This window comes from Streptomyces sp. NPDC048636 (genome assembly GCF_040650655.1).
Classification (GTDB): domain Bacteria; phylum Actinomycetota; class Actinomycetes; order Streptomycetales; family Streptomycetaceae; genus Streptomyces.
Map to the genome: position 1 here is coordinate 35,218 of NZ_JBEZHR010000024.1, position 24,934 is coordinate 60,151.

The following is a 24,934-nucleotide window of genomic DNA, read 5'->3' on the forward strand; positions in this document are numbered from 1 at the left end:
CACTACCGCAACGACGCGACCCCTGATCGGTACGAGGCGAGAGTGAAGGACCGCAGAGCAGCGCAGGAGAAGGTCACTTCCTGGGCCGAGCGCTACGGCCTGCGCAGAGCAGTGTGGACTGCTGTCCCCTGTGGCTCCAGCGTCGGCGCAGTCGAGGCTGCGGGTACGGGTCCAGCAGGTGTTCCCGCTATGGCGTCTCCTCCGGTGATAGCCGCTGGATGGACCATGCCACGCTGTGGATCAAAGACCAGGTTCCAGCGGTCATCACCTCCGCGCCCTACAGCGTCGGGGAGGAGGATCGGCTGCGTCTGAACTGGTGGTTGGCGCAGGATGCACGGCTTCGTGTGGCCTACGGCGACGAGGGCTGGTACGGGTTCAGTACCCGTCAGATCATCCTGTGGAGATCGGACATGGTCGAGGTCATCGCCCCGGCCTGAGACGACTGATGACGCAGAACTGCTCGGTCACCTGGTGGTCGGCTCTGCTCACACCGGCGGCGGGGGCCCCAGCAGGTCCCACGGCGATGCCACACCGGCAGTCGACACGTCGTGGGAGTCTGTGGAGCCCTTCTGCACCGGTGGGGTAGGACTGGTGGGCCCTTCCGGGTAGTGGTCCACCCAGGACAGTCCGAAGGGGTCCAGCTGCTGGCGGGCTCGGGTGACCGCCACGTAGGCGAGCCGGGATTCCGGCACGCTCAGGCAACGCGCTCCGCTTTGACCGTCCGGGCCGACGGCGTCGTTGGGGGCCGGTTCGAAGTCGGAGGCGATGCGGACGGTGGGCCATTCCCGGCCCTTGGCCTTGTGGGCGGTGGAAATGGTCACCTCTGCATGGTCTTCGGAGTCCAGCCGACGGACGGCGTCCAGCACCAGCTCGACGCCGTAGTCGTCGATGATCTCGACCAGGGCGAGCAGGTCACCTCCCGCCGGATCGTAGTTGGCGTAGTCCTGGAGTTCGCCCCAGGTCTGGAACAGGATGAGCTCCGGGTGGCTGGCGCGCCGGCCCGCCTTGAGGTCACCGGCGGCTCGGGCGAGATCTTCCAGTGGCTTGCCTCCTCCGACCAGGGCGACACGCTTCTTCTGCTCGAGCAACTGAAGGATCTCAGTGATCGTCCCGGCGTTGGTGCGGCACAGAATGGCGTCAGGGTGCTCGAGAGGGCCGATCTTCGTATCCAGCGACGGTGTTCCCCTCAGCCGGAGCGGGGACTCGACAATGCGTAGCCAGCGGTTCGCCTCTTCGGCCAGGGCGGGTCCGAAGCGGAAGGACTGGGACAAGGTGAGCTGTTCACCGTCGAAGCCGGTCATGACGTCGCGTGCGCCTCGCCACTCGTAGATGGCCTGGGCGGAATCTCCGACCATGATGAGCTGAGCGTGGGAGCGCTGGGCGTTGAAGACTTCCTCGAGTACGGGGTTGGTGTCCTGGGCTTCGTCCAGGAGGAGGTAGTCGGCCCGGATGACGGGATTGGTCAGGGCCCAGATCTTCAGGGCGTGGTTCGGGTCGAAGCGCACACGGCTGCCCCGCGGGTCCTGGAGGTCCGTCCACGCTCGCCTGGCGTAGGGCAGGACGATCTGGACCAGCTGATCGTGGTACTGCTCCTCCAGGCCCCGCACCCGGGGCACGTGGCGCGGCAGTACTTCGGTGTCGGCCGATTCGCAGAACCGGTTCACGGTGGCCAGTGCCGCGTGGGACAACGTGCGGTTGGTGAGCTTGCGTTCGCCGAGCCTGATGCTCATGCGCACATCGATGCCGAGCCGGGCTCCGGCCTTCCAGCCCGGCTCGCGGGGAGTGTTCATCCGGGGCCCGTACTGGCTTCCCACCGCGCGCATCGCGAGGGAGTGTCCTGTCCGGCACTGGACGTTCCCCGGGAACTTCCGGCTGGCGTCTTTGACGACCGACCGGTTGAAGGCAATGAAGACTCCGCGTCGGCGGTCGCTGCGCGCCAGCATGGCCAGCGTGGCCGTCTTGCCCGTGCCCGCCCCGGCCTGGAGGACGAAATGCGCGCCCCTTCTCTTGGCATCGATGGCCCGTTCCTGCTCGGTGGTGGGGGCAGGCCCGCTCGTTCTCGGAGAGGGCGGGAGAGGTGGGGCTGTGTGCGCGGGGTGGGCGGCCAGGTGATTTTCCTGCGGCTGGCGCGGGGCGACGATCGTCTCGAGCCACTGCTCGGCGAACAGCACGGCCCGGTGTGTCAGGTCCTCGGAAGCACCGGAGCGGGTGGTGACGCCGAGGCGGCGGTTGAGACGTCGGTTGACCTCCGCATAGCTCAGCCCGGACGCTCGGGTGATCTGCGCGATCAGCCTGCTTAACGCTCTGGTCGCGGAGACGGGGGCAGAGGACGGCTGCTTCCTGGCCCTGGGCGGGGGCGCCGCTTCGGTGAAAAGGGCCATCTGGTCCGACTCCGGCTCCTGCGGCGAAGCCGCAGCCCGTCGGCGTGGCGGCTTACTGCTCACCTCTGTTCTCCTTCTTCTTCCGAGAACATGCGCCGCATTCACAGCGCCATGAAGGCATAGAGTAGCGGCGTCAGAAAATGAGGCGAGCGTGCTAATCCTTGGGTTGTTGCCACTTCTTATGAGTGCGCTCGCGCTTGGCGTGCACAGGCTTGCAGCGTCGGCACAGCCAGCCTTCCTCCACCGCTCCCAGGCGGCCGTTATTGCAGCCAGTGCCAGCACAGGTCGTCGGCTCTTGCGGTTTCCACAACGCGCTCAGCGGCGACTGTGATTCAGGCACCCCCGCCGGGCGCTCATACAGGATGAACTTCGCGTGCCGCCAGGTGTTGAACTGGTTCCACTCCGGGGGCGTGTCATCCGGTGCCGGGCTGCTGGGCCCGTGGGAGGAGCACCTCTGCCCAAGCCACCGCTGCATTTCCCCGGTCTCGAGGCCGCTGAGGTTGTAGACCCACATCTGTCGTCCGGCCCACAGAGTTTCCTGTCCGGCTCTCCCCGGCGGGACTGGAATATCGCGCTGGTCCCAGTAGCCCTCGCGGATGTCGGAATTGAACACCGGGTTCTTGCAGCGGGAACCGCTGCTGTGGGCGCGGGCCACGCAGCGCAGGGCGTAGATGGTCGTCGGTGCGATCCACAGTGTGTGCAGGTAGAACATGACGTGCCGTACGTCGCTGACTTGTGTGGGGACCCGCTGGTCGGTGACCTCCTCTTCATCACCGGGGCCCTTGGCTGCCGGGATGAAGGCGCCCTCGTCGATCCACTTCCGCGTCCTGGTCGCATGGGCCCGGCGCGCGCCTTCGAGAGCGGGGTCGTTGTCCTCGTGCTCGACGGCCGGGCACATCGTGGGGTGCGCAATGCGGCAGCGGTCCCGACCGCCGTCCCCGATATAGGCCAGGCCGTTCACGACGCTCCATCGGCAGCGGTCGGGCACCGCGCGCGAGGAGAATTCCTTGGGGAGCAGCGGGATGCGGCCGCCTCCGAAGCGGTCGAACCATTCGATCCTGTGGTGGCAGTACAGACATCGGGAGGCATTGTCGGCGCGGAGAGCTTTGGAGGCGCTGGAGGCGTGCAGCCGTAGTGTGCGCGGTTTCCAGGAGAGGGCGTCTGGATTCCGCGGACTGCCGTCCCAGTTGAAGCCGCCACTCCCGCCGTCAGCGATCATGGTTCAGCTAGTACTAGGCGGGCCGCCGTTTCTCGAGGATTTGCATCGCTAGGGCCGGTGTTGCCACCAGCTCGGCGTAGTCATCTGAAGGTCCGCAGGGCGAGTCGCGCTCGGCGGGGGCTACGCCGGCGGGTCGGGCGGGGCGATGACTTCGTGGTCGCCGGCCCATTTGCGCAGGGTCCGGGTGGTGCCGTCGTGTTCCTCGAGGAGTTCGACGGTGACCTCGGGGTTGTGGTCTTTGGTGTGGAGGCCGATCCAGGTCAGGTAGGCGGCTTCGGCGGGGCCGGGGGTGGTCCAGTGACCGGTGACGGCGGGGCCGCCGGGGTGGAACCGGAGGATGGCGAGGTGCCGGGTGGTCATGGCGTCTCCTCGCCGGTGGGGGCGAAGGGGCTGGGGGAGTGGGCGATGGTGTCGGCCAGCAGGGTGGGCGCGTTGTCCGCGAGGTCGGGATGGGTGGCGGCGACCTCGCGCAGCAGCCGGGGGAGGGTGACCCGGTCCAGGCCGCGTCCGGTGCGGGAGAGCAGCAGGGGGCCGGTGGTCTCGGTCGAGTGAGGGGCCTTGTGGGGGCGGACGGGGAGGTATTCGTCCAGTGCCCACACCACGGGCCGGGGGATGGGCGCCGGGGCGGCGACGGCGGAGGCGCTGTTGTTCTTGGCCGGTAGCCGCCAGGTGGGCCCGGCCTGGTTGTGGCGCTGGATGTGCTGGAGGTGGAGGGCGATGGACTGGCCGGGGCGGAGTCCGGCGAGGGTGAGGTAGACGGCGAGGCGGGCGCGTTCGGGGTGGGGGCCGCGGTAGCGGTCGGCGGCGGTGCGCAGGGCGTCGGTCTGGTGGGCAGTGAGTACTTCGCGGTCGGCGGCTGGGGTGGGTCCGGCCAGGGCGCGGCGTGGGGGGATGTCCCAGTCGGCGGCGCCGAGGTCGTCGGTGCAGTGGGCGTAGAAGGAGCGGACGGCGGAGACGGCGCGGCCGCGGGAGGCGGCGGCCAGCGGGGTGCCGTCGAGATTGGTGAGGCGGGCGGCCCAGTCCTGGATGTGTGTGGGGGTGAAGTGCCAGACGAGGTCTCCGATGTAGGTGAACCAGTCCTGGCGCCAGCTGGTGGGGGCGTCGATTCCGGCGAGGAGGAGGCCGTAGCGGTAGCGGGTGTCGTCGTCCCAGGCGCGGCCGCGGACTTCCCTACCGTCGGGCCGGGTGTAGGTCCCGGCGAGCCAGCCGTGGAGGATCGCGCGCGGGTCGGGGTGCGGTGAGGTCACCGCCCCACCCTACGAACCCTCTCCGTGAACTTTACGGAACAGACCGACGACCTTCCCACCCGGCGCCGGTGGCCGAGCGCCGTACCGACCGTGCGGGACGGCGCCCGCCCTGCATCCGGCGAGAGGGGGGTGGTCAGTCTGTTCCGTAAAGTTCAGTTAGTGGTCGTCAACGACTGCCGCCGCGTCCCGGCATGAGGCCATGCCCGCACACCTCAACCGTCTGGCCCTTCTCCACTCCCGTCGTGACGACCAGCCGGGCGGCGATGTCGCACAGGCTCATCTGGGACCGGCCGGCCGCCGGACTGACCGGTCAACGGCGGTGCGGAGCGTAGAGACGGCCGACGCCCCGGAAGACGGCACGGCGCAGCCGCTCCTGGAGTTCCGGATCCCGCAGGGCGTCATCCTGCGGCTCGCCCGCGACGAGTATCTCCAGGAGAAGCCGCTGAACCACCTGAAGGGGGACGATGTCGACGTCCGCTTCCACCGCGGCGACGGCGCACCAGCACGATACTGATCTTCCTGACCCCCCTGGCTTAACGGGCCATCCTGAAGTTCCGTCTCCCCCTGAGCCAGCAGATCGTACGCTGGGTACTGATCACCAGTGTGATCAGTACCCAGCGTACGATCCGGGTCCTACGGTGCGGACCTGCCGTCAGGTTGGACTGACTGCCTGCCTGTCGGCAAACGATCCGTTCAGTACCGGGGCCCAACCCCACCCGCATGCGACACCATGAAGCGGTGACCTCTAATGCGTTCGCAGCCTCCCTACTCGAACTGCTCGCCCTGGACCGTCTCGTCCACACACCCGACACTGCCGTAGGCAGCCCACGCGAGCGTGAGTTCCTGGTCCGGCAGGCGGGCTACTTCGACCGGATGGCTGAGTACGACGGCGAGATCGCCGTCCTCGACTCCGCCGACGCGGTGCACTACGCCGTCCACTACGCCCACCTGCTCCTCGCGCACGATCGCGAGCACGGAACCACCAGCGGACCGATCCCGGCGGCCGCCCCCTGCTGGCACGACAGCCCTCGCGGCTACGCTCAGCAGGAACACCGAGCCTGGATGCACGACCACCCCGACCTGCATCAGCGGCCGCGGCCCTGACTGCTCTCCGGCCCGCCCAGGTCGCGGGGCGGACCGGGCCGCTGTTCCGGCGGCGGAGCAGCCGCCTTCTTCACTCTCCGGGGAAGGGTGGTGGAACGCTTCCGAACGGCCGCCGTGCTCGGCCCCCTATCCGGTGATCACAGTTTGGAATAGGGCACTCCACGCCAGGTCCATCCCGCCTTGAGGACCGTGTTCCTCAGGGGATCTTTCAGCGACGAGCTGTCGAAGCGGAACACTTCCGTCCTCTCAATACGGCCATCAGCCCCCCTCCCGAGCTCCCATTGCACCGAAGTCTGTGTTACTGACCCACGTCTGTAAGTGAGGGACACTGGTGTGCCATTAACCCATTTGACCTCCGTCTCGAGGTCGAGGGCACGGACCACATGGTCCTTCGGGATAAGACGCATCCGGATCTGAAGCGCACGGCTCAACTGAGACTTGACGAAGAAGGTCTGCCAGGCTGGCTCCATGATCCGCCACTCGGCGACCAAGTTGACGCCCTCCGGGGCGCCATCACGTACAACCCAGGGGCTATCGGGCTTGTTGAGGCCGAGCAGTGCGATCTTAACGAGCCCAGCAGATTGCGGCTCGACATCGCTGCTGGGGCGCATCGTGCCGGTCAGTTTGTCGAAAAACCTCATCGAACCAACCTAGATGAGGCAGGTCCCCAGCCGCCCGTCGTGGGGACCCGGGTTGGTGTTGTAGGTCTCGGGCGTGGGGCGCGTCCGACGGGGGTCTAAGGAGATCGAGCAGCAGGGGCCCCGAACCACGCTTCGGGGCCCCTGTCCAGTCTCGCGGCGAACGTCTGCCGCCAGCCGCCGCGGTGGCCGCGAGGACGGCCCCGGCGGGCGGCCCAGGCACGGGGTTGCCCGGAGCGGGCGGCCCTGCTGTACCGCTGTTCCCCGAGGCCGGCCAAGTGCTGGGCCAGGCGCCGGGCCTGGGTGCTGCGGCTCATTTGGTGATCTCCTCGGGGGTGCGGCCCCGGAGGATGTCCTGGGCCAGGCGGCGCTGGGCGGCGGCGCTGCGGCGGTGCTCGGCGGCGATGGGCTCCTCGAGGGTGGCAAGCCGCTCGTAGACCTCGGCGCGAGCGAAGTGCTTGGCCGCCCACACCGCGTTCTTCTCCTCGGACGCGTCGGTGCCTACGGCTTCCATCGCCGCGTTGTACGCCGCCTCGGTCTCCTTGCGCAGCTCTTCGGCCCGCTGGGTGAGCTGCTGCACCTCGGTGCGGCAGGCGCCTGCCTCGGCGCGGGCTGCCTGGTCGTGGAGGGAGGGAAGCAGGGTGCTGATCGCGTGGGGGCCTTCGCCGACGAGGTCGGCGTACCACTCGTCTAGGTCCTGGGCGTGATCCGCCGGGTCGGCCGGGCCGCGGCCGAGGCCGGTGCGCTGGCGGCCCATGGCTACCCATGCGCCCATCTTGGTGTTCCATCGTTCGTTCGCGGCCTGCTTGGAGCTTCCGGCGGCCTCGCCGATATCGGCCCAGCTGGCGCCGCGCTCGCGCTCGACGACGACGGCCCGCTCGACCAGCTGCTCGGCGAGACCCTTCACGAACAGGGCGTCGCGCAGCACGCTGCCGTGGTCGTCGCTCGGGTAGAGCTGGGCGATGTCGCGCAGGACGGCGTCGCCGATCTCGCGCAGTATCTGCGCGCGGGCGAGCATCGCTTCATCGGTCGGGCCGAGAGCCGGTGGCCGCTCGCCCTCGGCCGGTTGGGTCACTTCATCCATGCCGTCAGGGTAGCCTTGACAGGCTATAGCGTCAGGGTTTCCTTGACACCGGGCCGGGTTCACTCGTCGGAGTGACTCGAAGGAACCCACAGGATAATTACGGTTATCCTGTGCGTATGCTGACACCGAATCAGAATGCCATGGAATCGGGTGAATCGTCCGATATGCCGGGGGGGCAGCTGGACTTCCCGCCGGTCCCCAACGGCATCGACTACCTCGTCGGCGTCGTGAACCACCTCACCGCCGACAAGGTCGGGCCGCGTGAACTCAAGTACGCGGTGCTCCACCTCCACGCAGCCGCCGAAGTACTCCTCAAGGCCCGACTTCAGCAAGAACACTGGAGCCTGGTCTTCGACGACCCTCGCAAAGCCACCCGCAGGGCCTTCGAGTCTGGCAACTTCCAAAGCTGCGGGATCACCGACACCGTTACCCGGCTCAACGAGATCGCCCGAGTCACCCTCACCGCCACCGACCAGAAGGCGCTCAAGAGCCTGGGCCGGGACCGCAACGCCCTCCAGCACTACGGCCTCACCCACAACGCCCGCGCCGTAGAGGCCCGAGCCGGGCAGGTTCTGGACTTCCTCGTCCGCTTCCTCGACGACGAACTCCAGCCGCAGCTTAGCGACGACGCGGTGAAATGGGTCCGGCAGGACATGCTCGGGAAGGTCAGGAAGGGGCTGCGGAACATCCGCGCCTACCGCACCGAACGCAGAAAGAGGCTGCTCGACACTTTGAAGGACGTGGGGCACCGCACGCTCGAATGCCAAGAGTGCGGCGAACTGGCCCTCATCGCCCGAGACCGCTGCCACTTCTGCAACTATCCCTTTGGCAGCCAGGCTCCCGAGGAGGCGGCAGACCTTTACATGTCGTACCGCCACTTCGAGCCGCAGGAACTGATCAGCGACTGCCCCCGCTGCACGCGACGAACCATGGCCCAGGAGGTCGTCACCGCTGCCAGCGCCGACCCGGTGGACTTCTGCTTCAACTGCGACACCCCCATCCCCAGCACGGAGATCGGCGAGCCGACGGCTAGGCCACAGGGCCGACCGTGACCACGATCGAACCGGCCCCGCGGGCCAACCTCAGCACCCTCCACCGTGACCCGCGCGACCAGTGGCCCGAGCACGCGAGGAAGCTGTACGACTTCCTTCTCGAGATCTACGGCGAGGACGATCCGCTGCCGACGCTGGCCGCCTCCTGGATCGCGCACCAGCGCTCGGTGAACACGCAGAAGTCTTACGCCCGCGGCTTCCGCGTCTTCGAGGAGTTCGCCCGGGAGCATGGCAGCCACCCGATGGCGGTGAAGTTCCTCCTCGCGGACACCTTCCGGATGTATCTGGAGAACACGCCGACCTGGGTCCGGGTCAAGGGCGGACGCCGCGGCGAGATGGCCCGGACCGGGAAGCCCTACAGCGACGCGTCCCGGGCGAACGCGCTGTCGGCGGCCTCCTCCTTCTTCGGCTACCTGGACAAGGTCAGCGACGACGGAGTGAAGAACCCCTTCGACGCGGTGCAGCGGCCGTACATCGACCCGGACTACTCGCCCACCCCCGGCTACACCGAGGAAGAGTGGGCCAGGTTCCTGGCCGTCGCCCGCGACGAGCACCGCGTCGCGGCGTACCGCAAACGCGCGTACGCGCTGCTTCTGGTCCTCTACACCTGCTGCCTGCGTATCGACTCCCTGCTCAACGCCCGGGTCGAGGACCTGGGCTACGACAGGGGACACCGTGTCCTGCTCCTGGAGAAGGTCAAGGGCGGCGGCCGGAAGCAAAAGCCGATCCCCCCGGTGGCCTGGGATGCGCTTCAGGAGTACCTCGACGGCCGCACCACCGGGTGGTTGTTCTGCACCGCCAGCGGCGGCCAGCTCGACGAACCGGCCGTGTGGCGGCTGCTCCAGTCACTGGCCAAGCGCGCCGGACTGCCCCTCCGGGGCCCGCATGGCACCAAGGTCGACGCCATCACTCACGCCCTGGCGAAGAAGGACGCTCGCCCCGACAAGGTGCAGCGCTGGGCCGACCACAAGGACTCCCGCACCACCGGCCGCTACAACAAGCGCAAGGAACTGATGGACGACAGCCCTGGCTACAGCATCGGAGCGGATGTGGCCGGCGCTCTGGAACGCGGCTCGCCGTGATTCAGCGGGAGAGCGTGAGCCGAGACTGCGGGGGGCCGCCAGTGACGTCGTCGGCGGAACTGGAACGCCCAACTCGCCTTTTCTGACCACGATTTGACACTGAAGGGACTCGCCGGGCACTCTCGATTCCCACAACCGAATGACACGACCGCCCGCGGTGACGAACCACGAGATCCCGCACTGGGCGCAGCACAACCGTACAACGGCACCACCCACCCGGGGTCGAGAGCACGACCAACTCCCCCGGCGACGGCCCCGCTCACCTCGCCCGGCGCCCAGCGGCCGTCCTGCTGTCCCGCTCTTCCACCGGCGGGCTGACACCACCGAGACACGCCGCCCCGGCTGATGCCGGGGCGGCGTTGCTTTTCCCGCCTTGCCATGCGTCGCACGAATCCCGTGTGCCGCGACCACGCACGCCCTGATGAAGGAGACTTCCGTGACTGCTTTGCCTCCTGTACCGAGGGCCTCGCTGACCAAGCCCTCGACCAACGACCGCTCCGGGCGCCACCGGCGCCGGATGAAAGTGCTGTTGTGGCGGTCTGCGCTCGGCGCGGCATCCGCCGCAGGAGCGGGCCTCGTCACGATAGCTATTGACCGGATCACCGCCCTGTTCTGAGCGCGGCCTTAAGGCCGTACCCGACAGGCTTCGACGGCAACGCCGCAGGTCGGACTCCTATCGGCTCGGATTCGGCACGTTATCCGAGCCGAGACGCGCCGGGCTACCACCTCACCCCAACGCGTGCAGAATTCCGGCCAGATTCTCCGGGGTCTAGACGAGGAGCGGTCCGGCGGGCCACACTCGCCATGGAGACCCCGGAGAACCGGGCAAGAATCTGTCGGACGGCACGGATCATGAGGACCCGTCGCCCGCCGACGGACAAGAGGAGAACTGTGGTGAAGAACAGGAAGCTCGCCAACGCCATCGAACGGGAGAACAAGGCAGAGGTGCTCGACGGCCTGAGCGCCGACAACCGGACCACCTGCTACCCGCACCAGTCGTGGACCGAGGACTGCACCGCCCAGCACTCCCCCGGCGGCACCGGCCGCGGGATGGACGAGAGCCTGGACCTCGACTACATCCGCGGCACCCGAAGCTGAGAAGGGCCTCCATGAGGATCACCATTGAAGGCGCCTCGGCGGAGTTCGAGCGGAAACTGCTCGACCTCGTCGCCGAGCACCGCCACGAACTGATCGTCACCGCGGATACCGAGTGGACGGTCGAGCGCGCCGAACGCTACCTGCGGTCGCTTCCCGCCGGCGCCCGCAGGTTCGCCGAAATGGTCGTCGTCGACGGCGAGGGCTACATCGACGCCGACCAGCTGCGCAGCGTGCTCGGCAAGCTCAACGGCCCGACCGTCGCCCTGTCCCGCGCCATCCCGCGCGGCGTGCGCGAAGGCTGGTGGCCCGAGGGCACCAGCGCGCCCATCACTGCGGTGTACGACCCGGACAACCCCAGCTGGCAGAAGGCCATCGCCTACGAGATGACCAGCGAGAACGTGCCGGTCTTCCGCGCTGCCATCGCCCAGTTGGCCACCGCGAAGGCGGCCGCGGTGTCCCTGGGGCTCTCCCCCGGCGGTCCGGGCAAGACCTCCGCCGTCTGGGCCCCGGACGAGGAACAGCCGTGAGCGTCCGGATCCCCCGCTGACCGACCGAGCGCCCGACGGTGTCCGTGGTGCCGGATACGGTCGGCTGACTCACCGACCCACCTCGAAGAGGAAACGAGACATGGAACCAATGGAATCAGTGGAACGGGCCTTGCAGACCCTCGCCCGAGTGGCCCGCATCGGCAGCCAGGGCGAGATCATCGGACATGCCATCGCCAGGGACGAAGACGGGGAAGAGTTCGGCCAAGCCATCCTGTGGCGGCTGAACTACGAGCTCCAGGAGGGGTTCCCGCACACCGACTGGGCGGTGGCCGCGATCGACGACTTAGGGCGTCCCAGCCAGCTCTACGCCCGCGGCGCAGGCAGCGACAGCGCGCCCGTGATCGCCGACGAGGCCAGGCAGCAGTACGGCATTGCGGCGCGCAGCATCGCGTTCGCCGCCCGGGAGGGAAAGACCGTGCTGTCTTGGGAATTCCCGGCCGGGGAGCCGGTCATCGGCCTATAGCGCCCATCCGCGGGCCCGGCTCACCGTACCGGGCCCGCCGCCTTCGAGAAGCCCGAGGCGCGCCGTTGGCTATTTGTGGATCTTTGCGCAGGCCAGGCGGTCGGGCTTGTGGGCAAACTCGGCACTCAACTGGCTGCCGTCCGCGACACCCCGGACCGAGAGGAATCGTCGTGACGCTACCCCCACCCGGCCCGCTCGACTTGGCGCCCGGCACACTCCTGGTCGCCGTCGGCCCCGGTGCGGCAGGCAAGTCCACCTACGCCGGGACAGCGGCCGTGGTCGCAGTGATCTGTCTCGACACCCTGCGACGCGAGATCGGCGGGGACGAGGGGGACCAGTCCATAACCCCCGTGGCCGTCGCCCGGCAGAACGCCCTGTTGGAGCAGTACCTGACCACCGGGATCACGGTCTTCCTCGACAGCACGAACGTGGAGGCGCACGTCCGGGCGGGGCTGGTGAAGCGGGCCCGCCGGCACGGCCGCCCCATCGTCGCCCTGCGCATCCTCCCCGACCTCGACACCTGCCTGGAGCGGAACCGGATCCGCCCGGCCAACCGGCGCGTGCCGCCCGACACTCTGCGCTGGCAGCACGCCCTGGCGGCCGAGGCCACCCCGCAGACCCTCCTCGCCGAGGGCTTCACGGCCGTGCACGACATTGACACTGGCCTGCGCTCCGCTGAAGGGGAGCCATGCAGAATGATCATCAGTACTGGGAAAGGGGATTCCATGCCCAACAACGACGGCATCTCGATCACCGGCCATCTGGATCCGTATGAGTGGTCTGATGAAGAGACGGCCTCGTATGAGGCGGCGATCGAGGCGGTCAATGGAGCTGTCGGCGCCTACAGCGCTGTCATCGCTGCGGAGGAGGCCAAACCAGAGCCGGACCAAGGCATCATCGCCAAGGCACGCCAGGAGCAGAACCGGCTGGCCCGCGAGCGTGAGCTCCTGCGTTCCACTGACCCCTGGCAGATCGCCGCAGCGCGGAGGCGGTACGCCGAGCTCGCGCGCGAGGTTCTGGCGGGTATTTCGTGATCGACCCTGCCGAAGTCGAGCGGTACCGGCTGCCGGAGGAGGAAAACGAGCGGATCTTCCGCGAGCGGATTGTTCCGGACCTTCTGGAGGGCCGACGAAGGTCCCAGGAGACAGCAACGGTCGTCTTCCTCGTCGGGCAGCCCGGCGCCGGTAAGAGCCGGGTCACCGAGGTGGTGGCCGCGCAGCTCAACCGCCACGGCGGTTTCGCGGACATCGACAGCGATCTCTACAAGCCCTACCACCCTTCCTACGCGGAGCTGATGGCGCAGGACGACACCCTCATGGCGGCCTATACCCGGGCTGACGGGCGGGCATGGATGGCGCAGGCAGAGGAGTACGTCCGCAGCCATGACCTGCACGCGATCATCCAGGAGACCTCGCAGAACGCGGAGGCGGTGGAGGAGAAGATGCGCGCCTACCGGCAATCCGGTGCGCGCATCGAGGGCCTGTTCATGGGCGTCCCGAAGGCGTTGAGCGATCAGGGCATCGCCAACCGGTACTTCGAGCAGCTTGCCGACCGGGGGCAGGGGCGGCTGACCGTGCAAGCCAACGCCGACGAGTCCTACGAGGGCATCCTCGACCTCGCCGACCGCGTCGACCGCGAGGCTCTGGTCGACTTGGCCAGCGTCTACCGGCGGGGCGAGAGCAAGCCCCGCTACAGCAACGCCCTGGACGACGCGGGGGCCTGGATCACCCCGACCGCGTTGCGTCAGGGGCTCGAAGCCGAGCGGGCTCGGCCGCTGACCGCGGCGGAAAGCGATGCGTTCGTCACCACCCAGCTTCACTTGCGTGAGGCCAGCCGCGGACTCGGCTCTGAGTGGATGGCACGTCTCAGGCGCATCGACGACCAGGCGCGGCCGCTGCTGACCCCCGCTGCCAACCAGCGGCTCGGACCGGCGCGCCCTTCGGCGGCGGCGGCGCGCTCCCGGAGCACCACGCAGGGCAAGCCGCCCCAGCGGCAAGGCCCGGGCGCCGGTCCCGACCGAGATGCTCCCCGCCACGGGCTGGACGGGCCCGAAACTGGCCGCGGACGCAGCAGGTAGCCGGAGGCCCGACGTTCGCGAGTCCCGGGGTCTGTGACTCCGGGACTCAGCCATGTCGAATGTCACAGGGCGCTGGTCCCGAGCAACAGAATCGGCGGGGACGCGGCCGCTGACCGCCTCGGCCATCAGCAGGCAGCCCGCGGCAGGCAAGTCAGGCCATGGACGGCCCGGGCCCCGGCTCCCCCTCTACGAGGGGACCGCCGGGGCCCGGTTCATCTGGCCACATAGGCCACTCAGCCGGACTCCTCCAACGCGAAGGCCTCCATGCAGTCGCCGCACATGATGTTGCGGCGCTCCAGCGTCTTCGGGGAGACCCGGATGACAGCGGCCGGGGTGCACTGGCACACCGCCTTGACGTAGTTGCGATCTTCCTTCTCCTTCTTCCCGGACGGCACCTCGTCGTCCCCGCCGACGTCGGCTCCGGTGCCCGCGTCGGCGGTGGTCCCGCCCTTGTTGACCCCGCCCCCGCGGCTGCGGGTGGCGTAGATGTCGGGGGTGCGGGTGGCATGCATAGCCTTGTCCAGCGCGGCGATCTGGTCGGCGTAGGTCTTCGCGGCCCCCTCGCCCAGCTCCGTACTGGCGAACCCGTACTTCTTCTTCCACTTCTCGGTGACGTCGGGCCGCTGGACGAGCCCCATGGCCTCGGCCATCTTCCGGAACTCCTTGTTGTGGTACTGGCTGGCCGAGCAGTCGTTGACGCCGCGCGCCTCGTTCGCCGCGTGGGTGGCTTCGTGCAGGAGGTACCCGAACACCTTCTCCGCGCCGTCGGCCAGCGACTCGGCGGTGACGAACACCTCATGGTGGACATCGTCGCCTCCACGCAGGCGCCACCGGCGGGGCGCGAAGTGGGCCAGCTCGACCGAGCTCGGGCGGCCGCCGGTGGCCATGCTGATGACAGCTTCGGGGACGTCCTTGTGGCGGGCGCGGACCGCGTTCCAGGCCTCCACCAGGGCGGAGGTGACTCCTGCGGCGATCTCCGCGATCGTGACCTCGGCGGGCGGGTCGGGCACGGCCTCCAGGGACGGGGCGGGTGCGGGCTCAGGGATGGCGGCGACGGCTTCGGTGGTCATGGCTTCACCCTACCCAATACTCACCTCTTAAGAGGTGAGATTTTAGGGTGGGTTGATCACGCGCTCCACCACGGTCCCCTGTCATAGCCGGAGTCAACCCCTCGATGCGCCGAGGGCCGGGCCTCGGGCCCTGCGGCCCGGCTCACCGTGGCGGAACCATCGCTGTCGAGCAGCTCCAGGGCAGACCGTGTGCTAGTTGTGGATCTTTGCGCAGGCCAGACGGTCGGACTCGTGGGCAAACGCGGCGCACAGCTGACTGTTGTGCGGGAACCGCTTGTCGATCCGCCACTTGGTGACTTCGAATGTACGGCCCGCCGTGTGGACCCTCTTGGCGTGCTTCCATCCAGTGACCCACCGGCGCCAGTCACCGTGCTGCCACAAGGAGACGCGGGCTCTCGCGCCGGACTTCCGGCCATCGAGCGTCGCTCGCACCTCCCGGACGTGAAGCCCCTCGCCGATGACACCGATTCTCACAGGCCCGTCGCTCCCGCCCCCTGAGGCGTGTGCGGGAGCGACTGGAGCCACTGAGAGCACAACGGCACTGGCCATAGCGGTCACTGGTCGATTCATGCCCTGCTTAACGGCACCGCAGAGCCAGAGTTGCGCTGGGTGAGTTCTTCGAGCGGAGGAAGTCCGACCGGTCAGGTGGAACCGGAAAAGGCCGCACACGACGTGCTCTGTGTGCGGCCCTTTGCATCTCCTGGTTTCAGCCGATGGGCTGGAGGTCGGAACGGGCCTCCAGGTACAGGTGGCTGACGGGCGAGCTGGGGTCGTAGAGGTCGGTCATGTACTCGAAGGTGGTCCGGACCGCGGTTCGTACGTCTGCCGGGAGCTCGGAGTCGTTGGTGATGCGGTCGCGGGACTGGGCGTGCAGGTGGCTGATGAGCGATGCGCAGTACTCGGCGGCCCCGGCTTGTTCCACCAGGGCGCAGACGGCGGCGAGATCGGTTTCGGCCCCGGCCAGGTAATCGGCCATCTGGGCGTGGTCTGTGCCGCTGAGCTTGGTGAGCGCTGCGCGGACCAGCACGGTTCGACGCCGCCTTGCCAGATCGCTGGTGTTGGCGAAGGTCAGCGCCTCGCTTGTGTCGTCGCCAAGGCTCAGGATGCGGGCGAGCTCGGTGTATCCGGCCAGATCGTTCTGTACCTGGAAGCCCTGGCACAGCGTGTCTCCGGCACGCACGATGCGGTTGATGACCGTGTCCTCGAGTCCGGCCAGCGCGGCAGCGAGCTGGAGAGAGCACAGCAGGTAGGGGGCGAACTGACCAGAGTGGATCCGCAGGATGTCGGCCTCGGTGACCTCCACGGCGCTGCGGATCCTGTCGAGATCGAGCTGCTCGGTCTGCCCGGCGGCCACCAGGGCGGTGGTGTCCTGGAAGAGGTCGGTGAGCCGGATGCGCAGATGGGCAGGGATGCCTGAGCGCAGCAGGGGCAGCGGTGCCAGTCCGGCCAGGATGTTGCCGGCGAAGAGTGCGGCGCTGGGGGCCTCGGTTCCGAAAGGGGCTTTCAGGGCGCGGTGGGCGGTGGGGTGGCCGCCGCGGGTGGTGTCGCCGTCGACGATGTCGTCGTGCAGGAGGATCGCGCCGTGCCGGATCTCCAGCGCGGCCGCGATGTCGATGCGGTCCTCCAGGCTGGTGTCCTGGTGTCCGAGGGTGTGGGCGGCGTGGAGGAACGCCATGCCCAGAAGCCGCTTGCTGGGGCGGGTCAGGTAGGCGGCGGCCGCGGTGTGGACGGCTGGTTCACTTATCCGTGCGGTGGTGGCCCGCAGATCGGTGTCCGCGAAGCGGGCTAAGGCGATCTCGAGTCGCTGCTGCCAGTGAATCAGGTCGTCGTGGCTGGGCTGGGGCATGGCGGTTCTCCCGGTGGGTCAGGTGGTGGTGGGCCAGGGGATGTCGGTCTCGACGGCGGCGTCGTAGTCGACGCCGGGCACGGCAAATCCGTAGAGGCACTGGACCTCGGCGTGGAACCATCCGAGGTCGGCGAGGTCGGCGATGTTGTCGGTGGTGGCCTGGTGCCACCGTTCGGCGATCGCGGCCTGGACGTCGTCGGCGAGTTCCCAGGTGTCGAGGCGCACTCGGCCGTCGTCGTCGACCTTGAGCGGGGCGGTGCCGGTGAGCTGGTCCCACAGGTCGGTCAGCTGGCCGATCGGCGGGACCAGGGAGTCACCGAGGACGCCGCGCAGCAGCCCCACGTACAGGGCGATGCCGGGGATGGCGGTGGAGGACTGGGTGACGGCAGCCCCGTTGACGGAGGTGAGGGCGCGGCCGCCGCACTCCTTGTCCAGGCGCTCGTTGAGGGCGCGTGCGGTGGCTTCCAGGTGGCTCTTGGCGGCTCCGATGGTGCCCTGCCGGTAGATCGCGGCGGTCAGGGATGAGCCGATGTAGGACAGGGCCGCGGTGGTGAACCCGTCGTTGAGGAGTCCGCGGTCGGAGAGATGGGTGATCCAGCGCTCCCAGTCGGCTCCGCCCATCACCGCGACGGTCTGCTCGATGTCGTCTCCTTCGGCCGGGGCGGTCTCAACCTCGCGGATCACCGGGACGTCGTTGTCGAAGGCGAGGGTCTTGGTGCGGTGCGCCGTGCCGATGGGCTTGAGGACCGAGGCGTAGGTGGAGCCGGTGTCGGGGTCGGTACGGCGGGGTGCGGCCACCGAGTAGATGAGGTAGTCCAGCCGTCCGTAGTGCCGCTCGAGGAGGTCGGCGACCTCTTCCTTCATGTTGTCGGAGAAGGCGTCTCCGTTGAGGAACCGCATGTCGCTCCCGGCCTGGTGGGCGAGCTGGGCGGTGGCGGCGGTGCGGTACCAGCCCGCGGTCCCGGTGCGCCGATCGGGGGCCTTCTCGAAGCAGACGCCGATGCCGCGGATCCCGGCGCGCTTGAGTCCGGCGATGGTGGCCGCCAGTCCATATCCCGCGGAGGAGCCGATGACCAGCGCGACCGGGCGTCGTTGCTGAGCCCCGGCAGCAGGAGCCGGGACGGCCTGCCACATGTCATCCACGATCCGCTGGCAGCCAGCGGGGTGGGAGTCGAGGAACAGGAAGCCGCGGCGGCGGGGGGCGATGACGCGAGCGCTCACGAGATGTCCTTCTGCGTTGGCACGGATGAGGATGCGGCACCCAGCCGGGCCACCGCATTCCGCAAGTCTGCAACGGTGCGGATACGCGCAGTGACCTCATCCGGCACAACGATTCCGAGTCGCGATTGGAGCATCTCCACCAGTTCCAGCAGCGCGAGGCTGTCGACACCCAGCCCCTGCTCCAGCAGCACTTCGGGTCCGGCCTGCGCTGCGCGAGAGGTGCCGGTCACCACTGTCAGGGTCTGGTTCACCACCGCGGTGATGTCGTCTCCGGTCATCGGGCGCCCCCCGCGGTGCTGATTCGGGAGAGGAGAGAGGAGACCGGGATGACCGGTGCGGCAGGATCTCCGGTCTTCTCACCGGTGATCTCGTCGTGCCGGTCGATCAGCCAAGTGCACGAGTCGCAGAAGCTGGTGCCGGTCGTGGAGCTGGACTCCGCGCGCGGAACCACATCGTGCAGAGCCTTGAGACCACCGCCGGCACGGACACGGGCGACGTAGGCCGAGGAGTTGGCCCGCGTGAGCACATCCCTGGCGCGTTCCCGCAGGAGATTCCCCATGGCCAGTTTCTCCGGCACGTTGAACGCTGCGCAGGTGTACCAGCATCCATCCTGCTTCAGCAGCGACGTCGGCAGCACATACGCGCCCACGGTGGGGCGGAAACAGTCGAAGCAGCGGTCCATCCACTTGCTGACCGGTGTCCGGCCCGGTCGCTCGGCGCGGGCCTGTCCCTCCAGGCGCTCGTTGTTCAGGTAGACCCGCATGGTCGAGTGCACCCGGTCGTGCGGGAACGCCCCGTACGCGGCCTCGTACACACTGATCAGGTCGTCCACCCTGTGCTCGCGGGTGGTGGGGTCGGCCAGCGAGGAGAGAGCGACGTTGAGGTCCCTGGAGGTGTAGTGGGTCACGGCGTGGTGGAGGATCCGGGCGATGCGGTCCAGGGGCGTGGTCTGCTCACCGATGGACAGCATGAGCAGCGGCACGAACAGCTTCGAGTCTAGGAACCCGGCGCGCTCCAGCCGGTCGAAGACCGGCCCGCAGCGCCGCTGGGTGCCCCATATGCCGTTCGTGGTCAGCTTCGAAATGTCGATGCTGCGCTCACGAGCTCCATTCAGCAGCGCCAGGAGAGCCCGCCATGCGGTGAACGGCTCCCCACCGGTAATGGCCAGTGACGGCAGGCCGATGGAGGCGAACTGGCCCAGCAGGAAACCGATCTGCCCGTTGCTCAGGGTGCGTCCCTGGCTCAGCGGTAGCGCGCCCATCCCGCAGCTCGGGCAGTGGTCGTTGCACTTGGTCGTCAGCTCCAGCTCGACGCGCATCGGCAGGTAAGGCGACGCCGGGTCCAGACCTGCCCTCGCCCATCCCGCCCGTACCTCCTTGAAGATCTCCGGCGTCTTGACCGCGTACTTGCCGCGGTATGGCTCCACCGGCCCCTGGTCCTCGACGAAGAGATCCGTTCCCTCCTTGATCACGCCTCGGCCCCCGGCTCCCGGCCCGCATCCGTCAAGGCGCGGTCGACCTCCGCGGCGGCGAAGGCGGCGTCCATGATCGTGTTGAACTCACGATCGGTACCGTCCGCTGCCTGTTCATGGCTGATGTCGCGGCGCCGTTCCCAGCACAGGCGGCCGCGCTCGTGTGTCATCACCTGTGCCGCGCTGGCGCGTAACGCTGCCCGGCTGAGGAGGCCGAGCCGGTGCCTGACCATGAGGAGCAAGATCAGCCGGTCGAAGTGCAGTACCTGCTCGAAATCCTGAAAGGGAATCTGCCCGTCGGCGCTCCGGACGTCCTCCCGGTAGGGGTTCTCGTCCAGGTCGGCCAGCCCTCGCTGGTGCATCGTCGCAGCGGCCAGGGTCATGCGCTGGCGATGCCTCCTCTCGGCCAGGGCGGTGTGCGTGAGGACGGCAGCAGCCAGGGCTACCGCATGCGGTTTTTTCATCTTTATGCTCCTTATCTCCTTGATGCGAGCTCGCATCTCGGGGGTACGGCGGGCGGGGTCAGGCTGGCGCGGCGGACCCCGTTGGCTTTCGGCGGTGCTGCGGCCGCTGGATCAGTCGCTGTGTCAGCGGAAGGCGACCGGGCGCGCGATCCGGTTTTCGTAGCCGGTGATGACCGCGACCCCCGCGGCGGCCGGCGCGGAGCTGTCGAACTGGAAGGTCACCCACGCGGCCACCACATGGCGCGCGACGTCGAGGCCGATGTGGCCTTGCCCGAGAGTGAGGACCTGGGCGTCGCTGGCCTCCACGGCGGCCTTCGCAGCCAGCGGATCATGAGCGTTGACTGCGCGCACACCGCTGACCTTGTTGGCGGCGATGGCCATGTCCACACCGGTGTGGCTGACCAGCAGTGCCCGGTCCGCTGCGCCTTCCGCGACGAGTTGCGCCCCGGCGAAGGCGACCGCGACTTCGGGATAGGCGGGCGGCCGCTCGGTGGTGTCGAGGTCGAGGACGTAATCGACCAGCGGGTGAGCAGACAGTTCGCCGGTGAGCGCGCTGGCGTAGCGACGACCGGCCCTGTCGGCGCCGATGGCGATGCGAAGAGGCGAGCGCAGCCCACGCGCGAGGTGCACGGCGGTACTCCCGTCTGATGGTGGTGTGGAAGAGGAAGAGCCCTGCATCCCTGCTGTGTCCGGCGGGTGCCGGGCCCGGCCACCGGCCCGCTTCCCCTCGGGGAACGGTGGCCGGGGCTGCTGCCCGGACCGGGGGCATCTCGGTCCACGGGGGTGGCAGCAGCGCCCCTCGAGGAATCGCCCGGAGGGGCCCGGCGGCGGAGGTCATCTCAATTCGGGAGGCTGCGACTGGATCCCGCCGAATCGGATGCCCCGGTCATGGGGACTATCGCCATGGCCTGAGTCAGCTGCCGGTTGCCGGGGCGGGGTCGGCGATGAAGACCCGCACGTCCTTGCCCGAAGCGGTCAGCGATACCTCCGACTCGTCGACCAGGGCACCAACGAGGGCAAGTCCGCGACCGCTCTCATCCAGTGGCGCGGCGGCGACCGGTTCGATCGGGCGAGGGTCCTTGTCGCCGACTACGGCGACGACGCCGTCCGGCACGCGCTGGACCAGCAGATCAGCCAGTCGGCAACCGTGGGCGTCGGGGCTGACGTGCTCCACCACGTTGGTGAGCAGCTCGTTGACAGCGAGGAGCATCCGGTCAGAGCTCTCCTCGCTGACGCCCCACCCACGCAGCCTCTGCGCCATGATGCGCCGCATCGACACAAGGTCTTCGGGCTCCAGGGAAATGGATACGTCCAACCGATCACTCACGGGCACGGGCACGCGGGTGGAGCCCTTGCGCGTTCCGCCCGTCAGGGGCATCACCGCCCGGCCTTCTCGGTGAAGTGGAGCAAGGGGCTCACCCCCATCAGGCCGGGCCTGCGGTGCACATCCATCCGGCGGAGCCGCACGAGGGCTCATGCTGAAGGCCGAGGAATCAACCGCTGCCGCATCGGCGAGGGCAAGGCGCCGGGCTCGCTCGCCTGCCGTCCTGCGCGGGCCGGTCACGAGGCGACCTCCGCCGCGGACGGGGCAGGGGGGTAGAGCACCATCCCGATTTCGGCGTGGAGCGATTCCGCCCCTTCTGCCTGAAGGACGAGCGTCAGGTCCGCGACGTGCTCGGGCCCACGGGAAAGGGTGAGGGGGATGGCGATCCGGCCCGCCTGCGTGAGGCACACCGGGCGGCCGTCAGAGCGATCGATACGTAAGGGTGCGGAGCCCGAAGGGCGATGACTTTGCGTCATGGCACACGAACGTAGTGCTATACGCGCAGGACAACCCTGAGGAAAAATCAGGCTTACTCCGGCTCAGGGTGCGCCTCGTTTTGCCCTGACTCCAGCTCAGGGTGTTGGCATGGATCCGCCCTTACTCCGGGTCAGGGTGCGCCTCGACGGTCCGGCGTGATGCCGATGTGAGCGGCCACCTTCCGGAGGTCCTCACGGAACATGGGCTTCTCGCGCTTGAGCAAGGCCACCACAGCTTCCCTGACCAGGGGGGAGAAGATGATCTCTTCCGGGGATTGCTTCCTGAGCTTGCCCAGGACGTGCACCGTCGCGTAGTCGTCCCCTTGGATCCGGTTGCAGTTCATCACTTCGATCAGGTAGCGCGTCCGGCGCTCCAGCGGCAGTTCTGGGTTGACCTCGACGGTGTCCGCCAGCCGCAGAGCCTCGCCGACGTTGCCCTCCTCGGCCGTGAGGTGTACCTCGTGCATCGCGACATTGCTCGGACCGAAACATGCGTGCCAGTGATTGCGGTCGCTGCCGACACGTCGGGCAGCGAGCTGTGCGCCTCGGTACAGGTCCCAGGCGATGGGGCCCTGCGTCGCGCGGACCGCGGCGACGGCAGCTTGCAGGTGCAGAGCGCCGTACGCGGACCAGTGCTCTACCGGTGAATCCTCGGTCGGGGCACACTTTGCGATCGTCTGCCGGGCGAGCTCCACGCTGTCCTGGACCTCTCCGACGGAGGTGAGAACGCACGACAGATTCCATGCGGCGGCCGCCACCAGTGCTGGGTCTCCGGCGCTGTCCGCGAGAGCCAGACCGCGGTCGGCGGCGATGCGCGCGAGGGTCGGCTCCCCGACCCGGCGCAGCCAGATCTGGAAGAGGCCGTAGAGGCTGACGAGCTGGCGGAGCGCTACCGGGCTCTCGGCATCGCTGGCACCGTGCAATGCCGCGTGACCAAGACACAGGAGCTGGGGCAGGCGAGCGCCGACCTCTTGGTACCGCCCCTTGGCCTGGGTTTCGTACACCTCCCAGGCGCTGTCGACGCCCTCCTTGAAGTCCTCGACGCTTCCTGCCGTGACGGGCAGCAGGGAGGGCGGCAGCGACATCACCGCCCGGATCGCGGGCACGTGCTTGTGCTCGGTGTCGAGGCCGGTGCCGTGACCGGACAGGTGGCCTCCGGTCAGGTCTTCCACAGTGCACCGGAGGACCTGCGAGTAGGTGATCAGGGTGGAGATGCGGTCCACGGGGAGCTGGTCGTGCTCCACCTTCCACTGCCAGCTCTCGGTGCGGCATACGAGTTCCCCGAGAGCTTTCTGTGTCAGGCCACGGCGCTCCCGGAAGTACTTGACTCGCTGGCCGATGGTCAGTAACTCACGTGAATTCAGCATGACTTGACCGCTCTCCACCTGGGATGGGCACTGGCTAGGAGCGTATGCCCGATCCGGTCCAGAATGGGGATACTGGTCGTCTCCCTCGTCGGAGGACATCCAGCGGGTCCCCGTCTCCGCGGCGGGGGCCGTCGCGAAGGCTTCTCGCAAGGAGTTCCATTGTCCCCCTCCTACCGTGGTCTGATCCTCGACTTCGGCGGCGTCCTCACCACACGAATGAAGCTCAACGGCCAAGCGTTCGAACGCTCTGAAGGGTTGGCTCCCGGCGCCTACTTCGACGCTCTGGAGAAGCACCCCGACGGTATCCGCATCTATGCAGACCTGGAAGTCGGCAAGGCCACGCAGGACGAGTGGAACGAGGTGATCGGAGGGATCCTCGGCATAGACCCGACCGATCTGATGCGCCGGGCCCTTGCGAACCTTCGGCCAGAACCCGCGATCGTCGCGGCGGCCCAGCGGGCCCGCGCCGCCGGGGTGAAGGTCGCGATGCTGTCCAACAGCTTCGGCCTGGAGCCTTTCAACCCCTATCAGGCCCTCGGCATGTGGGAGGAGGCTTTCGACGCGGTGATCCTCTCCGAGGTCGCTCGAGTGCGGAAGCCGTCGCCCGCCATCTACCAGATGACACTGGACGCGCTTGGCCTGACCGGTGCCGAGTGTCTCTTCGTCGACGACCACGCGCACAACCTGCCGCCTGCTGAAGCACTCGGGATCCACGCCATTCACCACACCACGGACCCTGAGGCCACTGCGGCTCAGCTCGACGCGCTGCTGGCCCCGGCCACTGCCTGACGCTCAGCCCATCCGCACGAGCGGCGGCTGGCCGCCCCGGGGGGCCGGACGGAGGGGAAGCCGAGAGCGGGCCCCGGATCGCAGACCCCGCAGCCCTCAATCCGCGGATCGGCCAGCGCGGATGCCGCCGCTCGGCGGGTCAGGTCCGGTTCCCCCGGCATCCAGCATCCGGCGCGGTGCAGGTATCCGCGGGGTACGCGGGCAGCCCGGCCGCGCCGCATCCGCTGGACCCACCAACGAGGGTGGTCCTCGGCGTCTGCCAGCGCGGTCCGCACCTGGGTCAGCCGAGCGGCGAGCTCGGCCTCCAGGGCCCGGAGGGTCTGCACATCCCTCGGCAGAGATTCGCTCACGCATTCGATTCTATGCCCGGCTACATGGATGTGCTCCAGGCGCTGGGCACACGGCCGGGGAGCCGGTGATCAACCTGGTGTTCGCCCTTGGTGCATCCCTGGAAGGGTCCGGCAGACCCCCTCAGTTCCCGCAGACAGGGATCGAGGTGATCGCGGTGCCAGACGGACGGACCGGTGTACCCGCAGGTGGCCGAGTCTGTGAGCTCCTGCCAGGCCAGCCACAGGGCATGCAGCCGGGCGATGGCGACCTCGTGCTCGGTCCACAGGTGGCACCAGCGCGCATCGGCCGACGGCTCGGCGAGGTAGCCGGGCACGAGCACGCCCTCGACCCACTCGATCAGAGCGCGCAGTTCCTCGTCGTACTGGGGAGGATCGAGCAGGAGGATGAACGGGGGAAACCCCTCCTCGCCCTCCTGGTCGATGTCGCCGCCGGCCTCCTCGGTGCTCTCCGGCGTCCCGCCCGCCGCGCCGCTCTCGACGGCCTGGCGCATGACCTCCAGTTCGGCGGTCATGCGCTGTACGTGTGCCTTGAGGTCCTCGAGGTCCTCTGCGACTTCCACGTG

Annotated in this window: 28 protein-coding genes; 11 read left to right on the forward strand and 17 right to left on the reverse strand. The window is 68.5% G+C overall.

Annotated features, from left to right (window positions below):
* Positions 1 to 218: 218 nt before the first annotated feature.
* Complete coding sequence (locus AB0C66_RS35280; protein WP_362448466.1) at positions 219 to 437, forward strand: hypothetical protein; 219 nt, start codon at positions 219 to 221, stop codon at positions 435 to 437.
* Positions 438 to 485: 48 nt separating this feature from the next.
* On the opposite strand, the gene AB0C66_RS35285 is transcribed toward AB0C66_RS35280, so the two are convergent.
* The 4 genes from AB0C66_RS35285 to AB0C66_RS35300 form a co-directional block, all read right to left on the reverse strand.
* A complete protein-coding gene (locus AB0C66_RS35285) occupies positions 486 to 2,444 on the reverse strand; it encodes a UvrD-helicase domain-containing protein (protein WP_362448469.1) in 1,959 nt (652 codons plus the stop codon).
* A gap of 91 nt (positions 2,445 to 2,535) precedes the next feature.
* Positions 2,536 to 3,600, reverse strand: a complete 1,065-nt coding sequence (locus AB0C66_RS35290) for a DUF6083 domain-containing protein (RefSeq protein WP_362448472.1) — start codon at positions 3,598 to 3,600, stop codon at positions 2,536 to 2,538.
* Between the two features lie 120 nt (positions 3,601 to 3,720).
* Entirely contained in the window at positions 3,721 to 3,960 is a 240-nt protein-coding gene (locus AB0C66_RS35295; protein ID WP_362448475.1) for a hypothetical protein, read from the reverse strand.
* On the reverse strand, positions 3,957 to 4,847 hold the full coding sequence (locus AB0C66_RS35300; protein ID WP_362448478.1) for a hypothetical protein: 891 nt from the start codon (positions 4,845 to 4,847) through the stop codon (positions 3,957 to 3,959). The genes AB0C66_RS35295 and AB0C66_RS35300 overlap by 4 nt, the downstream gene beginning before the upstream one ends.
* Before the next feature lie 319 nt (positions 4,848 to 5,166).
* On the opposite strand from AB0C66_RS35300, the gene AB0C66_RS35305 reads away from it, so the two are divergent.
* Both AB0C66_RS35305 and AB0C66_RS35310 read left to right on the forward strand, forming a co-directional pair.
* Positions 5,167 to 5,361, forward strand: a complete 195-nt coding sequence (locus AB0C66_RS35305) for a hypothetical protein (RefSeq protein ID WP_362448481.1) — start codon at positions 5,167 to 5,169, stop codon at positions 5,359 to 5,361.
* Positions 5,362 to 5,585: 224 nt separating this feature from the next.
* Complete coding sequence (locus tag AB0C66_RS35310) at positions 5,586 to 5,951, forward strand: hypothetical protein (protein WP_362448484.1); 366 nt, start codon at positions 5,586 to 5,588, stop codon at positions 5,949 to 5,951.
* A 137-nt stretch (positions 5,952 to 6,088) separates the two neighbouring features.
* Here the strand turns inward: AB0C66_RS35310 and AB0C66_RS35315 are convergent, their stop codons facing one another.
* On the reverse strand, positions 6,089 to 6,592 hold the full coding sequence (locus AB0C66_RS35315; RefSeq protein ID WP_362448487.1) for a hypothetical protein: 504 nt from the start codon (positions 6,590 to 6,592) through the stop codon (positions 6,089 to 6,091).
* 310 nt (positions 6,593 to 6,902) lie between these two features.
* Positions 6,903 to 7,673, reverse strand: a complete 771-nt coding sequence (locus AB0C66_RS35320) for a hypothetical protein (RefSeq protein ID WP_362448490.1) — start codon at positions 7,671 to 7,673, stop codon at positions 6,903 to 6,905.
* A gap of 116 nt (positions 7,674 to 7,789) precedes the next feature.
* On the opposite strand from AB0C66_RS35320, the gene AB0C66_RS35325 reads away from it, so the two are divergent.
* The 7 genes from AB0C66_RS35325 (at position 7,790) to AB0C66_RS35355 (ending at position 13,993) form a co-directional block, all read left to right on the forward strand.
* Positions 7,790 to 8,725, forward strand: a complete 936-nt coding sequence (locus tag AB0C66_RS35325) for a hypothetical protein (RefSeq protein WP_362448493.1) — start codon at positions 7,790 to 7,792, stop codon at positions 8,723 to 8,725.
* The gene (locus tag AB0C66_RS35330) at positions 8,722 to 9,807 is read left to right on the forward strand and encodes a tyrosine-type recombinase/integrase (protein WP_362448496.1); all 1,086 of its coding nucleotides are present in this window, start codon (positions 8,722 to 8,724) and stop codon (positions 9,805 to 9,807) included. The genes AB0C66_RS35325 and AB0C66_RS35330 overlap by 4 nt, the downstream gene beginning before the upstream one ends.
* Positions 9,808 to 10,701: 894 nt before the next feature.
* A complete protein-coding gene (locus tag AB0C66_RS35335; RefSeq protein ID WP_362448499.1) occupies positions 10,702 to 10,905 on the forward strand; it encodes a hypothetical protein in 204 nt (67 codons plus the stop codon).
* Between the two features lie 11 nt (positions 10,906 to 10,916).
* On the forward strand, positions 10,917 to 11,432 hold the full coding sequence (locus AB0C66_RS35340) for a hypothetical protein (protein WP_362448502.1): 516 nt from the start codon (positions 10,917 to 10,919) through the stop codon (positions 11,430 to 11,432).
* 100 nt (positions 11,433 to 11,532) lie between these two features.
* The gene (locus AB0C66_RS35345; RefSeq protein ID WP_362448505.1) at positions 11,533 to 11,916 is read left to right on the forward strand and encodes a hypothetical protein; all 384 of its coding nucleotides are present in this window, start codon (positions 11,533 to 11,535) and stop codon (positions 11,914 to 11,916) included.
* A gap of 170 nt (positions 11,917 to 12,086) precedes the next feature.
* Positions 12,087 to 12,950: an ATP-binding protein gene (locus tag AB0C66_RS35350; RefSeq protein ID WP_362448508.1), complete on the forward strand. Its 864-nt coding sequence runs from the start codon at positions 12,087 to 12,089 to the stop codon at positions 12,948 to 12,950.
* Complete coding sequence (locus AB0C66_RS35355) at positions 12,947 to 13,993, forward strand: zeta toxin family protein (RefSeq protein ID WP_362448511.1); 1,047 nt, start codon at positions 12,947 to 12,949, stop codon at positions 13,991 to 13,993. Before AB0C66_RS35350 ends, AB0C66_RS35355 begins: the two co-directional genes overlap by 4 nt.
* A gap of 233 nt (positions 13,994 to 14,226) precedes the next feature.
* Here AB0C66_RS35355 and AB0C66_RS35360 read toward each other — a convergent pair whose 3' ends face one another.
* The 9 genes from AB0C66_RS35360 to AB0C66_RS35400 all read right to left on the reverse strand — a co-directional run bounded on the left by AB0C66_RS35360 (position 14,227) and on the right by AB0C66_RS35400 (position 23,232).
* Entirely contained in the window at positions 14,227 to 15,063 is an 837-nt protein-coding gene (locus tag AB0C66_RS35360; protein WP_362448514.1) for a hypothetical protein, read from the reverse strand.
* Positions 15,064 to 15,769: 706 nt separating this feature from the next.
* Entirely contained in the window at positions 15,770 to 16,909 is a 1,140-nt protein-coding gene (locus AB0C66_RS35365; protein ID WP_362448517.1) for a polyprenyl synthetase family protein, read from the reverse strand.
* A gap of 18 nt (positions 16,910 to 16,927) precedes the next feature.
* Positions 16,928 to 18,130: an enoyl-[acyl-carrier-protein] reductase FabV gene (fabV, locus tag AB0C66_RS35370; protein WP_362448520.1), complete on the reverse strand. Its 1,203-nt coding sequence runs from the start codon at positions 18,128 to 18,130 to the stop codon at positions 16,928 to 16,930.
* Complete coding sequence (locus AB0C66_RS35375; RefSeq protein ID WP_362448523.1) at positions 18,127 to 18,408, reverse strand: acyl carrier protein; 282 nt, start codon at positions 18,406 to 18,408, stop codon at positions 18,127 to 18,129. The genes fabV and AB0C66_RS35375 overlap by 4 nt, the downstream gene beginning before the upstream one ends.
* Positions 18,405 to 19,601 carry a hypothetical protein gene (locus tag AB0C66_RS35380; RefSeq protein ID WP_362448526.1) on the reverse strand — a complete coding sequence of 399 codons (1,197 nt, stop codon included), beginning with the start codon at positions 19,599 to 19,601 and terminating at the stop codon, positions 18,405 to 18,407. Before AB0C66_RS35380 ends, AB0C66_RS35375 begins: the two co-directional genes overlap by 4 nt.
* Positions 19,598 to 20,065: a DUF6082 family protein gene (locus AB0C66_RS35385; RefSeq protein ID WP_362448529.1), complete on the reverse strand. Its 468-nt coding sequence runs from the start codon at positions 20,063 to 20,065 to the stop codon at positions 19,598 to 19,600. Before AB0C66_RS35385 ends, AB0C66_RS35380 begins: the two co-directional genes overlap by 4 nt.
* 123 nt (positions 20,066 to 20,188) lie before the next feature.
* Entirely contained in the window at positions 20,189 to 20,695 is a 507-nt protein-coding gene (locus AB0C66_RS35390; protein ID WP_362448531.1) for an RpiB/LacA/LacB family sugar-phosphate isomerase, read from the reverse strand.
* A gap of 283 nt (positions 20,696 to 20,978) precedes the next feature.
* A complete protein-coding gene (locus tag AB0C66_RS35395; RefSeq protein ID WP_362448594.1) occupies positions 20,979 to 21,443 on the reverse strand; it encodes an ATP-binding protein in 465 nt (154 codons plus the stop codon).
* A 553-nt stretch (positions 21,444 to 21,996) separates the two neighbouring features.
* Positions 21,997 to 23,232 (reverse strand): helix-turn-helix transcriptional regulator, encoded by a 1,236-nt coding sequence (locus AB0C66_RS35400; RefSeq protein ID WP_362448534.1) that lies wholly within the window; start codon positions 23,230 to 23,232, stop codon positions 21,997 to 21,999.
* A gap of 159 nt (positions 23,233 to 23,391) precedes the next feature.
* Between AB0C66_RS35400 and AB0C66_RS35405 the strand changes: the two genes are divergently transcribed.
* On the forward strand, positions 23,392 to 24,021 hold the full coding sequence (locus AB0C66_RS35405; RefSeq protein ID WP_362448536.1) for an HAD-IA family hydrolase: 630 nt from the start codon (positions 23,392 to 23,394) through the stop codon (positions 24,019 to 24,021).
* Here the strand turns inward: AB0C66_RS35405 and AB0C66_RS35410 are convergent.
* On the reverse strand, positions 23,985 to 24,371 hold the full coding sequence (locus tag AB0C66_RS35410; protein ID WP_362448539.1) for a DUF6233 domain-containing protein: 387 nt from the start codon (positions 24,369 to 24,371) through the stop codon (positions 23,985 to 23,987). The genes AB0C66_RS35405 and AB0C66_RS35410 overlap by 37 nt on opposite strands.
* 20 nt (positions 24,372 to 24,391) lie before the next feature.
* On the reverse strand, positions 24,392 to 24,931 hold the full coding sequence (locus AB0C66_RS35415; RefSeq protein ID WP_362448542.1) for a DUF4913 domain-containing protein: 540 nt from the start codon (positions 24,929 to 24,931) through the stop codon (positions 24,392 to 24,394).
* Positions 24,932 to 24,934 lie beyond the last annotated feature (3 nt).

Bases quoted from the DNA above. Each gene is read 5' to 3' on its own strand.
- AB0C66_RS35395 (WP_362448594.1), bottom strand. From the start codon at position 21,443: ATGCCCCTGACGGGCGGAACGCGCAAGGGCTCCACCCGCGTGCCCGTG.
- AB0C66_RS35365 (WP_362448517.1), bottom strand. From the start codon at position 16,909: ATGCCCCAGCCCAGCCACGACGACCTGATTCACTGGCAGCAGCGACTC.
- AB0C66_RS35290 (WP_362448472.1), bottom strand. From the start codon at position 3,600: ATGATCGCTGACGGCGGGAGTGGCGGCTTCAACTGGGACGGCAGTCCG.
- AB0C66_RS35315 (WP_362448487.1), bottom strand. From the start codon at position 6,592: ATGAGGTTTTTCGACAAACTGACCGGCACGATGCGCCCCAGCAGCGAT.
- AB0C66_RS35280 (WP_362448466.1), top strand. From the start codon at position 219: ATGGACCATGCCACGCTGTGGATCAAAGACCAGGTTCCAGCGGTCATC.
- AB0C66_RS35325 (WP_362448493.1), top strand. From the start codon at position 7,790: ATGCTGACACCGAATCAGAATGCCATGGAATCGGGTGAATCGTCCGAT.
- AB0C66_RS35375 (WP_362448523.1), bottom strand. From the start codon at position 18,408: ATGACCGGAGACGACATCACCGCGGTGGTGAACCAGACCCTGACAGTG.
- AB0C66_RS35320 (WP_362448490.1), bottom strand. From the start codon at position 7,673: ATGGATGAAGTGACCCAACCGGCCGAGGGCGAGCGGCCACCGGCTCTC.
- AB0C66_RS35345 (WP_362448505.1), top strand. From the start codon at position 11,533: ATGGAACCAATGGAATCAGTGGAACGGGCCTTGCAGACCCTCGCCCGA.
- AB0C66_RS35360 (WP_362448514.1), bottom strand. From the start codon at position 15,063: ATGACCACCGAAGCCGTCGCCGCCATCCCTGAGCCCGCACCCGCCCCG.
- AB0C66_RS35340 (WP_362448502.1), top strand. From the start codon at position 10,917: ATGAGGATCACCATTGAAGGCGCCTCGGCGGAGTTCGAGCGGAAACTG.
- AB0C66_RS35295 (WP_362448475.1), bottom strand. From the start codon at position 3,960: ATGACCACCCGGCACCTCGCCATCCTCCGGTTCCACCCCGGCGGCCCC.
- AB0C66_RS35400 (WP_362448534.1), bottom strand. From the start codon at position 23,232: ATGCTGAATTCACGTGAGTTACTGACCATCGGCCAGCGAGTCAAGTAC.
- AB0C66_RS35385 (WP_362448529.1), bottom strand. From the start codon at position 20,065: ATGAAAAAACCGCATGCGGTAGCCCTGGCTGCTGCCGTCCTCACGCAC.